Raw genomic sequence first — 12307 nt, 5'->3', positions numbered from 1 at the left:
ATACGGTTAATACCATTAAAACGATTTATACGATTTATATGGTAATAACGGTATAAACTGGTTATACGGTTTATCTGCTTGTGCGTCGTTGCGGACGTTTCTGCGGATGTTTCACGTGGAACGTTCGATGAATACCAGGTGACGCTCCGCACCCAGCCTGGGCACTTGCAGCGGTTCCAGCCCGGCCACCTTCCATTCCGGCGGCAGCCGTTCCTGCTCATCTTTTGGCGCCACCCCTTTCAGGGCGATATAGCGTCCGCCATCGGCCAGCAAGTGACAGGACCAGTTGACGAAATCCGAGAGGTCGGCAAACGCGCGCGACGTGATGACGTCGAATTTATCGCTCACCTGCAGTTGCTCGACCCGCGCCGTGTACACCGTGACGTTGACCAGCCCCAGCTCGGCTTTCACCTGCGTCAGAAAAGCCGTCTTTTTATGGACGGTATCGATCATCGACACGTTCATGTCCGGATGCACGATTGCCAGGACGATCCCCGGCAGACCGCCTCCCGACCCCACGTCCAGCACATTGCGCGCCGTCGCGAATGCCGGCACGGCGGCCAGCGAATCCAGCAAGTGGTGGGTGACCATCTGCATCGGGTCGCGCAAGGACGTCAGGTTGTAGACGGCGTTCCACTTGAACATCAGGGCCAGGTAATCCATCAGCTTGTCCTGCTGGGCCGGGCTCACGTCGAGGTGCATCGCGGCGATGCCCTCGCCCAGCACGGCGGACAAGGCAGTACGATCAAAATTCTTCATGCGGCCGATTCCTCATTCGGCACACCGGTAAAACCCTTGGCGCCGCGCTTTTTGAGGTGCACGAGCAGCAGAGAAATTGCCGCCGGCGTCACGCCAGAAATCCGCGACGCCTGGCCCAGCGTCTCGGGACGCTGCTTGTCGAGCTTCTGGCGCACCTCGATCGACAGCGCCGTGATTTCCAGATAGTTCAGGCTCTCCGGCAATTTGAGGTTTTCGTAGTAATCGTGGCGTTCCACCTCGCGCGCCTGGCGGTTGATATAGCCCGAATATTTCAACTGGATTTCGACCTGCTCCCGCACGGCCGGGTCACTCACGCCCGGGCCGCCCAGTGCCTGGCCGTCGACGCCCTGCAGGCTCACCAGCTTGTCGTACTCGACGCCAGGACGGCGCAGCAGGTCGGCCAGGTTGTATTCGCGCTCGATAGCCTGCCCGATCACGCGCTCGGATTCGGCGGCGGCGACGATGCGCGGGTTGACCCAGGTCGAACGCAGGCGTTCCAGTTCGAGCGCGACGGCGTCGCGCTTGCGCTCGAACGCTTCCCACTGGGCATCGCCAACGACGCCCAGCTTGCGGCCGATCTCCGTCAGGCGCATATCCGCATTGTCTTCGCGCAACGACAGGCGGTATTCGGCGCGGCTCGTGAACATGCGGTACGGTTCCGCCACGCCCTGCGTCGTCAGGTCGTCGACGAGCACGCCGAGATACGCTTCGGAACGGGACGGCGTCCACGCTTCCTCGCCCCGGGTCTGCAGTGCCGCATTGATGCCGGCCAACATGCCTTGCGCGGCCGCTTCCTCGTAGCCGGTCGTGCCGTTGATCTGCCCGGCAAAGAACAGGCCTTGAACCGCCTTCGTCTCCAGCGACGCTTTCAGGCCACGCGGATCAAAATAATCGTATTCGATCGCATAACCGGGGCGCAGGATGAACGCATTCTCCAGACCGCGCATCGACCGCACGAGGGCCAGTTGCACGTCGAACGGCAGGCTCGTCGAGATACCGTTCGGATAAAACTCGTTGGTCGTGAGGCCTTCCGGCTCGAGGAAAATCTGGTGCGATTCCTTGGCCGCGAAGCGGTGAATCTTGTCTTCGATCGATGGGCAGTAGCGGGGACCGACGCCTTCGATCACGCCCGTGTACATGGGGCTGCGGTCGAGGCCGTTGCGGATGATGTCGTGCGTCTGCGCATTCGTGTGCGTGACCCAGCACGGCAACTGCTTCGGGTGCATGGCCGCATTGCCCATATACGAAAACACGGGCACCGGATCCAGATCGCCCGGCTGTTCCGTCATGACGGAAAAGTCGATGCTGCGCCCGTCGATGCGCGGCGGCGTACCGGTTTTCAAACGGCCCTGCGGCAGTTTCAACTCCTTCAGGCGCGCCGACAGGGAGACTGCCGGCGGATCGCCCGCACGGCCGGCCGAGTAATTCTGCAGGCCGACGTGGATCTTACCGTCCAGGAAAGTACCGGCCGTCAGCACGACGGCGCGCGCACGGAAGCGCAGGCCGATCTGCGTGACGGCACCGACGACGCGGTCGCCTTCGACCATCAGGTCGTCGACGGCCTGCTGGAACAGCCACAGATCAGGCTGGTTTTCGAGGCGCGAACGGATCGCCTGCTTGTACAGCATGCGGTCGGCCTGGGCACGGGTGGCGCGCACGGCCGGGCCCTTCGAGGAGTTCAGGATGCGGAACTGGATGCCGGCTTCGTCGGTGGCGATGGCCATCGCGCCGCCCATGGCGTCCACTTCCTTGACGAGGTGCCCCTTGCCGATCCCGCCGATGGACGGGTTGCAGGACATCGCGCCCAGGGTCTCGATATTGTGAGTGAGCAACAGGGTCTTTTGGCCCATGCGCGCAGACGCAAGCGCCGCTTCGATGCCGGCGTGGCCGCCGCCAACGACGATCACGTCGAATTCTGTCGGAAATAGCATGATGGAATGTGTTGCGAGGAGGATTAAGGGTCGATTATAAATTCTTTTTTCCACATCGCTTCTGCGCGGCCACGAAAACGACAGATTTTGTTTCACGTGAAACAGCGAATGCGAGCTCATGTTAGGCTTTTGCCACGCCAACCCATCCCTCGCCGCCATGCCGACATCTCGTTTGCTGACCTTCGCCCTGCTCGCCGTCACCGCCACGGTCGGCGCATATCCGCGCTCCGACCTGCCATCCATCTCGTTCGATTACAAGGATTGGCAACTCGCCTGCGATAACACGAGGACGTGCCGCGCCGCCGGCTACCACCAGGAAGACGACGAGGCGCCGAACGCCACCATCCTGCTGACACGCGCCGCAGGCCCGGACCAGCCCATCACTGTCCAGTTTCAGCCGGCCGATGATCCGAACCACCCCGCACCCGACCAGCTCGCGATGACAGTCGACGGCCGGGCGCTGGGCACCGTCCACATCGATGCGAAGTCGAATAGCGGCAAGCTGTCCGACGCGCAGGTCAACGCCCTGCTGCCGGCACTGCTCAAGGACGGCCAGATCGCGTGGTCGGCAAAAGGTAAGACTTGGACGATCTCGACGGCCGGCGCCAATGCCGTGCTGCTTAAAATGGATGAATTCCAGGGACGGCTGGACACGCCCGGCGCCCTGGTACGCAAGGGCACAAAACCGGAATCAAATGTTCTACCGCCACTCCCAGCGCCGGACATCGCCGCAGCGCCGGTCAGCCACGACAAGCAACCTGTCACACTGACGCCCGCGCAAGCCCGCGACTTGATGGCCGCGTTGCGCAAAACCGTAAAGGATGGCAGTTGCGAACTCGTGGACACAAAGGCCGACGAGACAGACGAGCCCGTGGTCCGCCGCCTCACGAAGGGCAAGCTGCTCGTCTCGCATGCCTGCTGGACGGCCGCCTACAACACGGGCGACGGCTATTGGGTGGTCGACGCCAGGCCGCCCTATTCCGCCGTCCTGGTGACAACCTCCGCAAGCGACTACGCCGATGGCGTCATCCGGGCAACGCAAAAGGGCCGCGGCATCGGCGATTGCTTCAGCGCCGCGAGCTGGACGTGGGATGGCCGGTCGTTCGCGCAGACATCGGCGACGACCACCGGCATGTGCCGCGAAATTACCGCCGGCGGCGCCTGGGATTTACCGACCATCGTCACCCATGTGCACAAGGCGCGCTGATTGTTTCACGTGAAACAATCACCACGCAAGGTGCTTAAAGGTGTCGAACGCTGTCTTTACGATCAACAGCCCGACGACAACGAGGAACAGCTTGCGCACGAAACCACTGCCGTGTTTCAGCGCCAGCCGGGTCCCGACCAGTGACCCGGCAATCTGGCACACGGCCATCAGCAAGCCGAGTTGCCAGATCAAGTGACCGCTGTATCCGAACCACATCAGCGCCGAGATATTGCACGCGACGTTGACGATCTTCGCCGCCGCCGACGCGCTCAGGAAGTCGAAGCCGAAGAAGCGCACGAACAGGAAGATCAGGAAGCTGCCTGTGCCCGGGCCGAAGAAACCGTCATAAAAACCGATCGCGGCACCGGCGCATGTCGCCAACAACTTTTCCGTCATGCCGCTGTGGACCGGCGCGTGCACGGCGCCCAGGTTCTTTTGCTTGAACGTGTACACGGCCACCGCGAGCAGGATCAGCGGCAGCAGGCTGCGCACGAAGTCGGCGGGCACGCGAGTCACGGTCCAGGCACCGATGAAGGACAACGCGAACGCGGCGACGGCGGCCGGCGCCGCCGTGCTCCAGGCAACCGTCACGCGGCGGCTGTACCTGACGGCAGCGACGGCCGTCCCGAACATGGCCGCCAGTTTATTTGTTCCCAGCAGCGTCGCCGGGACTTCCCTGGGGAACACGGCGAACATCGCCGGAATCTGGATCAATCCTCCCCCGCCGACGACAGCATCCACGAGACCGGCAACGAAGGCCGCGACGGCCAGCAGGGCAAAATCGAACATGGTCAATCACGCGTAAAAGCGTCATTGTACGGCACGCCTCTTGTTGCGGCGCAACAAATCACCGCGCTTCAGACGGCGGCCGCGCGCCCTTCTTCAAAGAACTGGAGCAGCAGGCGGTTCACCTCATCGGCCGCCGTCAATTGGAGCCAGTGGTCGGCGCCGCGGATCCGCTCGAAGCGGAATTCGCCGTCGACGTAGTGCGCCGAATCGCGCATCTGCTTTTCGCCGAGCGCCGGGTCGCGGTCGCTCCACATGCCCATCACGGGCACCTTGACCTGGCGATGTCCGCGCGGCAGCGCCAGGCTCAGGTTGGCGCGGTAATAGTTCAGCGCGGCCGTCAGGCGGCCCGGTGGCGACAGATCCCGCTTCCAGTGGTCCGCCTGGCCGGGCTCGTCCGTAAACTGGCGCATGATGAACCAGTCGGCCGCGCGCAGCGTATGCTCGGCTAGGACCGGCACGATGAAGCCGAGGATATAGGTCATGCGCAAGCGCTGCATCATGCCCGCGTGTGCGATGGCATACGGGTGGCCCGTCGACATCGCCACGTAGCGGTGCACGCGTTCCGGCGCCAGCGCCGCGATCTGCCAGCCGATGATGCCGCCCCAGTCGTGCCCGACGAGAAAAACCTTGTCGATGTGCAGGGCGTCCAGCAGGCCGAGCACGTCGCCGCGCAATTTATCCATCGTGTAGTCGAAGACGCCGCCCGGCGCGTCGCTGCGGCCATAGCCGCGCAGGTCGGGCGCGAGCACGCGAAAGCCGGCGGCGGCCAGCGCGGGGACCTGCTTGCGCCAGACGAGGTGCGTGTCGGGAAAGCCGTGCAGCAGCAGCACGGCCGGTCCCTGCCCCGTCGTCGTCGTGTGGATGTGGATGCCGTTCACGTCCAGCATGAGGGATTCGTCGATCACGTGCGCCTCCTTGAAAGCCAGACCGGGACACGGCCTTATGCGGCCTCGCGCCGGCGTCCTGCGCGGGCCAGTGCCGCCGCGATCTCGCCGACGATGCCCCGTCGGAACAACAGCACACAGGCAACGAAGATGAGGCCGGTGACGATGCCCACGGATTCGCCGAGCGAAGAAAACCATTCTACATGCGTCGTCTCGGCCAGGAAGTTCCCCAGGTCGCCCAGCTTGTTTTCCAGCGCGACGATGAGGAAGGCACCCAGGATCGGCCCGGCCAGCGTGCCCATGCCGCCGACCAAGGTCATCAGGATGACGAGGCCGGACATCGTCCAGTGCACGTCCGTCAGGGTCTCGAAACCGAGCACGACCGTCTTCGTCGCGCCGGCCAGGCCCGCGAGGGCGGCCGACAGCACGAAGGCCACGAGCTTATAACGATCCACGTCGTAGCCCAGAGAGATCGCACGCGCTTCGTTTTCCTTGATCGCCTTCAGCACCTGGCCGAACGGCGAGTGCACGGTACGCACGATCAAGGCGAAGCCCGCGGTGCAAATTGCCAGCACCACGAAGTACAGGGTGACGTCGTTGCCGAGATCCAGCACGCCCAGCAGCTTGCCGCGCGGGACGCCTTGCAGGCCATCCTCGCCGTGCGTAAACGGGGCGCGGAGCGCCGCGAAATACACCATCTGCGCGAGGGCCAAGGTGATCATCGCAAAATAAATGCCCTGGCGGCGGATGGCCAGCAGCCCCATCACGAGGCCCAGCGCCGCGGACGCCAGCACGCCCAGCACGAGCGCCGCCTCGAACGGCAAGCCGAGCGTCGTCAACGCGTACCCCGTGACATAGCCGGCACCGCCGAAGAACGCGGCGTGGCCGAATGACAGCAGGCCCGTGTAGCCGATCAGCAAATTAAACGCGCAGGCGAACAGGCCGAAGCACAGCAGCTTCATCAGGAAGACGGGGTAGCCGACGAACGGCGCCGCCAGCGCCACGATCAATGCGAGGCCATAGGCCAGCTTTCGGTTCATATCGCTTCCTTATCGTTCTTGGCCGAACAGGCCGGCGGGACGCAGCAACAGCACGATCACCATCACGACGAACACGACGACTTCCGACGCTTCCGGATAAAACACGCGCGTGAGACCCTCGATGACGCCCAGCGCCAGGCCGGTGACGATGGCCCCGAGGATGGACCCCATGCCGCCGATCACGACGACGGCAAACACGACGATGATGAGGTTCGAGCCCATCAAGGGCGTGACGTTGATGACGGGTGCCGCCAGCACGCCCGCGAAGCTGGCCAGCGCGACGCCGAAGCCATAGGTCAACGTCACCATCAGGGGCACGTTGACGCCGAACGCTTCGACCAGTTTCGGGTTCTCCGTGCCGGCGCGCAGGTAGGCGCCGAGGCGCGTCTTTTCGATCGTGAACCACGTCGCCAGGCACACGACGAACGACGCCAGCACGACCCAGGCGCGGTAGTTCGGCAGGATCATGAAGCCGAGGTCGGTGGCGCCGGACAGCGCTTCCGGCACGTCCAGCGTCTGGCCGGACACGCCGAAGAACGAGCGGAACACGCCTTCCAGCAACAGCGTGATGCCGAAGGTCAGCAGCAAGCCATAGAGATGGTCGAACCGGTACAGCCAGCGCAGCATCGTCCTTTCGATCAGGATGCCGAACGCCCCCACGACCAGCGGCGCCAGCACGAGCATCGCCCAGTAGTTCAGGCCGAACGACGTGACGCCGATGTAGGCGGCGAACGCGCCCATCATGTACAGCGCGCCGTGCGAGAAATTGATCACGTTGAGCAGGCCGAAGATCACGGCCAGGCCGAGCGACAGGATCGCATAGAACGAACCGTTGACCAGGCCCAGCAACAGCTGGCTCATCATCGCCTGCAGGGGGACGCCGAATATTTCCATGGGATCAGTCAGCAAACTGCGATTAAAAACGACGGCGGCCGGCGCCGGCCGCCACGCGCCGACGTCGTGCTCACTTCCAGGCCGCGCACTTCGTCTCGGCCTTGGTCGTGTACGCCTGGGCGCCCGGGATCGTCGCCACGACCTTGTAGTAATCCCAGGGCGCCTTCGACTCGGCCGGCGTTTTCACTTGCATCAAATACATATCGTGCACCATGCGGCCGTCCGGACGGATCTCGGCATTCTTCGCGAACATGTCGTTGATCCTGGTTTTTTTAAGCTGGGCCATGACCTTCTCGCCATCGTCCGTGCCGATCGCCTTGACGGCGTTCAGGTAGTTCATCGTGGCCGAATAATCCGCCGCCTGCAGCATCGATGGTTCCTTCTTCATCCTGGCGACGTATTTCCTGGCCCAGGCGCGCGTATCGTTGTTCAGGTCCCAGTACCAGCCGGTGGTGAGATACAAACCCTGCGTCGTCGGCAGGCCGAGGGTATGGATATCGTTGATGAACACGAGCAGGCCCGCGATCTTCATCTTGCTCGTCAAGCCGAATTCCTTCGCCGCTTTCACCGAGTTGATAAAATCGCCGCCGGCGTTCGCCAGGCCCAGCACCTGCGCCTTCGATGCTTGCGCCTGCAGCAGGAACGACGAAAAATCGGACGCGCCCAGCGGGTGCTTGACGCTGCCCAGCACCTTCCCGCCGTTCGCTTTGATGACGTCGGTCGTGTCCTTTTCCAGCGACTGGCCGAAGGCGTAGTCGGCGGTGAGGAAATACCAGGACTTGCCGCCCTGCTTGACCATCGTCGCGCCCGTGCCGCGCGCGAGCGCGACCGTGTCATAGGCGTAGTGCACGGTGAACGGCGAGCACTGTTCGTTGGTCAGTTGCGCACTGCCGGAACCGATCGCGATGAACACTTTTTTCTTTTCCGCCGCGACCTTGGCCATGGCCAGTGCGGCGCCGGAATTCGTGCCGCCGATCAGCATGTCGACGCCTTCCCGGTCGAACCATTCGCGCGCCTTGCTGGCGGCGATGTCCGGCTTGTTCTGGTGGTCGGCGACGATGAACTGGATCTTCTTGCCGTTGATCGCGCCCCCCATGTCGGCGATCGCCATGCGCACGGCTTCGGCGCCGCCATTGCCGTCGATGTCGGAATACACGCCCGACAAATCCGTGATCAGGCCGATCTTGACGGTGTCGCCCGAGACCTGGGCCTGGGCGGATAGGGACGAACCGGCCGCCAAGGTGGCAACCGTAAAGGCAATCGCTGTGCGTGTCGTGCGTTTCATGTGGTCTCCGTTATCGATGATCAAACGCCCAGCAGCTCGGTCAGGGCCGGCATGCTGGCCTGCAGCTCCGCGGCCGCGATCGTCGTGACGATGCGGCCGTGTTCCATGACATAAAACCGGTCCGCCAGCGGTGCCGCGAACCGGAAATTCTGTTCCACCATGACGATCGTGTAGCCCTTTGCCTTGAGCGTCGTGATCATGCGGCCCAGCGCCTGCACGATGACGGGCGCCAGCCCTTCCGAGATCTCGTCCAGCAGCAGCAGGCGCGCGCCGGTGCGCAGGATGCGGGCCACGGCCAGCATCTGCTGCTCGCCGCCGGACAGCCGCGTCCCCGGGCTGTGGCGGCGCTCGTACAGGTTCGGGAACATCTCGTAGATCTCGGCCACGGACATGCCGGCGTCCCGGCCGGCCAGCCGCGGCGGCAGCATGAGGTTTTCCTCGGTCGACAGCGAGGCGAAAATGCCGCGCTCTTCCGGGCAATAGCCGATGCCGAGGTGGGCGATGCGGTGCGTCGGCAGACGGATCGCCTCGACGCCACCCACGCGGATCGACCCGGTGCGCGCGCCCGTCAGGCCCATGATGGCGCGCAAGGTGGTCGTGCGGCCCGCGCCATTGCGTCCCAGCAGGGTCACCACTTCGCCCTGCTGTACCGTAAAGCCGACGCCGTGCAGGATGTGCGATTCGCCATACCAGGCTTGCAGGCCGTCGATTTCCAGTGCCGGCGTCATCCGTGCGCTCCCGCCAGGTCGCTGTCGGCGCTGCCCATGTACGCTTCGATCACCTGCGGATTGCGCGCCACCTCGGCATAACTGCCTTCCGCCAGCACGGCGCCCCGCTGCAGCACGGAGATGCGGTCGCAGATGCCGGACACGACATTCATATTGTGTTCGACCATCAGGATCGTGCGCCCGGCTGACACTTTTTTGATCAGTGCCGTCACGCGGTGCACGTCTTCGTGGCCCATGCCCTGCGTGGGCTCGTCCAGCAGCATGAGTTCCGGCTCCATGGCGAGCGTCGTGGCGATCTCGAGCGCACGCTTGCGGCCGTACGGCAGGTCGGCCGTGACGGTGCCGGCAAAATTCTCCAGGTCGACTTCGGCCAGCAACTGCATGGCGCGATCGTTGAGCTGCATTAAAGTCCGTTCGCTGCGCCAGAAATAAAAGCTGGTGCCGAGCGCGCGCTGCAGGCCGATGCGCACGTTTTCCAGCACGGTCAGGTGCGGGAACACGGCCGAGATCTGGAACGAGCGGATGATGCCGCGGCGCGCGATCTGCGCCGGTTTCAGCCGGGTGATGTCGGCGCCGTTGAAGAGGATGCGGCCGGCGGACGGCGCCAGGAATTTCGTGAGCAGGTTAAAACACGTCGTCTTGCCGGCGCCGTTCGGCCCGATCAGCGCGTGGATATGGCCGCGCTGCACCTGCAGATTCACCTGATCGACGGCCGTAAAACCCTTGAAGTCCTTCGTCAGATCACGTGTTTCCAGAATGACGTCCGGCATTGCGTCTCCTCGCTGTCGTGATGCAAGCTTTACAAATCATACACACTTTTGGAACTCGTCAAGATACAGCACGCGGCAGGTGAATCGCCCTGCGCTTAGTCATGACGGCGCGCAAACCTGTTGTGCAAATATGCCCAGCTAGCGCCAGTCGCGAGAAATCAGCTGCGCCGTCTTTTCGGCGATCATCAAGGTGGGCGCGTTCGTATTGCCGGACGTGATCGTCGGCATGATGGACGCGTCGACCACGCGCAATCCGTGTATGCCTTTTACGCGCAACGCGCTGTCGACGACGGCAAGTGGATCGTCCGTTTTGCCCATGCGGCAGGTGCCGACCGGGTGAAAGATCGTCGTGCCGATGAGGCTGGCGGCCTCCGCGAGCTCGTCTTCCGTGCGGTAGTGCGGGCCCGGCTTGAATTCTTCCGGGCGGTATTTCGCCATGGACGGCGCGGCCACGATGCGCCGCGTGAGCGCCAGCGCATCGGCCGCCACCTTGCGGTCTTCGGGCGTGCTGAGGTAGTTCGGCACGATCTTCGGCGGAGAATAGCTGTCGTTGTCCGCGAGCCGGACGTGGCCGCGCGCCGTCGGACGCAGATTGCACACGCTGGCCGTGAACGCGGGAAAACCGTGCAGCGGATCGCCGAATTTTTCCAGGGACAGCGGCTGCACGTGGTATTCCAGGTTCGGTGTCGCCTGGCCGGGATCGGAGCGGGCAAACGCGCCCATCTGCGACGGCGCCATCGACATCGGCCCGCTCTGGAACAGCAGATATTGCACGCCGATTTTCAGCTTGCCATACCAGGACGCGGCACTCGTGTTGAGCGAACGGGCACCCGTGGTGCGGTAGACCATGCGCAGCTGCAAATGATCCTGCAGGTTTTCGCCCACGCCCGGCGCATCGACGACGGGAACGATACCGTGCCGGTGCAGCAGGCCCGCCGGCCCGATGCCGGACAACTGCAGGATGTGCGGCGAACCGATCGCCCCGGCGGCCAGCAGGGTTTCGCGCCGCGCCGTGGCCGAAAAAGCGCGCCCGCCGCCCGTGAATTGCACGCCGCGGCAAGCGACGCCCTGCTCGGTTTGTTCGAGGATGAGCTTTTCCACATGGCAGCCGGTCATGATCGTCAGGTTCGGCCGCGCCGACGCCGGACGCAGAAACGCCTTGGCCGTGTTCAGCCGGATGCCGCGCCGCTGGTTGACGTCGAAATAGGCGCACCCTTCGTTATCGCCGCCATTGAAATCGTCGACTTTCGGGATGCCCGTCTCACCGGCGGCGTCGCGGAACGCGTCGAGGATCTCCCAGGACAGCCGCTGGCGCTCGACTCGCCACTCGCCGCCGCTGCCGTGAATGGCGCTGGCGCCGCCGTGATGGTCTTCGCTTGCCTTAAAAATGGGCAGGACATTGTCCCAGCGCCAGGACGGATCGCCCGCGATATCGGCCCAGCGGTCGTAATCGCCGGCCTGGCCGCGCATATAGATCATGCCGTTGATCGACGAACTGCCGCCCAGGACTTTTCCGCGCGGGTAGATCAGCGATCGCCCTGCGAGGCCGGGGTCCGCTTCCGTCTTGAACAACCAGTCCGTACGGGGATTGCCGATGCAATACAGATAGCCGACGGGGACGTGGATCCACAAGTAATCGTCCTTGCCGCCCGCCTCGATCAGCAGGACCTGCACGTCGGGCTTGCGACTGAGGCGATTGGCCAGCACACAGCCGGCCGTGCCGGCCCCCACGATGACGTAATCGAACGCGCCGGCAGATTCCATGGAACCTCATTCGTGATTCGGTTGAGCAAGCTTACCAGATGATCAAGTGTAAATGAGGTCTCCAGGCTGTGGATAAGCATATGAATATCCACAGGTACGGAATGTGGGGAAACCCGACTTTTCGCATCAGCGGATTTTTTATCCAGTTTTGCCTCCAGGCACATACAAGACCAGCCCACCGGCTTATGCGAACCGTAAACGTTTGATGTTGTGGACAAAACCCGGCTTATCCACAGAAGAGTGCCACCGTTAACTA

11 protein-coding genes are annotated in these 12307 nt (G+C 63.5%); 1 reads left to right on the top strand and 10 read right to left on the bottom strand.

What is annotated here, in order from left to right:
• Positions 1-111: 111 nt before the first annotated feature.
• Entirely contained in the window at positions 112-759 is a 648-nt protein-coding gene (gene rsmG / locus ACEN9Q_RS25950; RefSeq protein ID WP_495626542.1) for a 16S rRNA (guanine(527)-N(7))-methyltransferase RsmG, read from the bottom strand.
• A complete protein-coding gene (mnmG, locus tag ACEN9Q_RS25945; RefSeq protein WP_495626541.1) occupies positions 756-2690 on the bottom strand; it encodes a tRNA uridine-5-carboxymethylaminomethyl(34) synthesis enzyme MnmG in 1935 nt (644 codons plus the stop codon). Before mnmG ends, rsmG begins: the two co-directional genes overlap by 4 nt.
• 172 nt (positions 2691-2862) lie before the next feature.
• Here mnmG and ACEN9Q_RS25940 point away from each other — a divergent pair, with 172 nt between their 5' ends.
• Positions 2863-3897 carry a DUF1176 domain-containing protein gene (locus ACEN9Q_RS25940; RefSeq protein ID WP_495626540.1) on the top strand — a complete coding sequence of 345 codons (1035 nt, stop codon included), beginning with the start codon at positions 2863-2865 and terminating at the stop codon, positions 3895-3897.
• 18 nt (positions 3898-3915) lie between these two features.
• Here the strand turns inward: ACEN9Q_RS25940 and ACEN9Q_RS25935 are convergent, their stop codons facing one another.
• The 8 genes from ACEN9Q_RS25935 to ACEN9Q_RS25900 form a co-directional block, all read right to left on the bottom strand.
• Positions 3916-4686 (bottom strand): TSUP family transporter, encoded by a 771-nt coding sequence (locus ACEN9Q_RS25935; protein WP_056437443.1) that lies wholly within the window; start codon positions 4684-4686, stop codon positions 3916-3918.
• 68 nt (positions 4687-4754) lie between these two features.
• Positions 4755-5591: an alpha/beta fold hydrolase gene (locus ACEN9Q_RS25930; protein WP_229412591.1), complete on the bottom strand. Its 837-nt coding sequence runs from the start codon at positions 5589-5591 to the stop codon at positions 4755-4757.
• Positions 5592-5626: 35 nt separating this feature from the next.
• Entirely contained in the window at positions 5627-6610 is a 984-nt protein-coding gene (locus ACEN9Q_RS25925; RefSeq protein WP_495626539.1) for a branched-chain amino acid ABC transporter permease, read from the bottom strand.
• Positions 6611-6619: 9 nt separating this feature from the next.
• The gene (locus ACEN9Q_RS25920) at positions 6620-7504 is read right to left on the bottom strand and encodes a branched-chain amino acid ABC transporter permease (protein WP_495626538.1); all 885 of its coding nucleotides are present in this window, start codon (positions 7502-7504) and stop codon (positions 6620-6622) included.
• 70 nt (positions 7505-7574) lie between these two features.
• Positions 7575-8789, bottom strand: coding sequence for an ABC transporter substrate-binding protein (locus tag ACEN9Q_RS25915; RefSeq protein ID WP_056437433.1), 1215 nt, complete (start codon positions 8787-8789; stop codon positions 7575-7577).
• A gap of 20 nt (positions 8790-8809) precedes the next feature.
• On the bottom strand, positions 8810-9517 hold the full coding sequence (locus ACEN9Q_RS25910) for an ABC transporter ATP-binding protein (protein WP_056437431.1): 708 nt from the start codon (positions 9515-9517) through the stop codon (positions 8810-8812).
• On the bottom strand, positions 9514-10287 hold the full coding sequence (locus ACEN9Q_RS25905) for an ABC transporter ATP-binding protein (protein ID WP_495626537.1): 774 nt from the start codon (positions 10285-10287) through the stop codon (positions 9514-9516). Before ACEN9Q_RS25905 ends, ACEN9Q_RS25910 begins: the two co-directional genes overlap by 4 nt.
• A gap of 138 nt (positions 10288-10425) precedes the next feature.
• Positions 10426-12051, bottom strand: coding sequence for a GMC family oxidoreductase (locus ACEN9Q_RS25900; protein ID WP_495626536.1), 1626 nt, complete (start codon positions 12049-12051; stop codon positions 10426-10428).
• Positions 12052-12307: the final 256 nt, after the last annotated feature.

Source organism: Massilia sp. Masssp93 (genome assembly GCF_059491295.1).
This window is presented reverse-complemented; position numbering and strand designations above follow the sequence as displayed.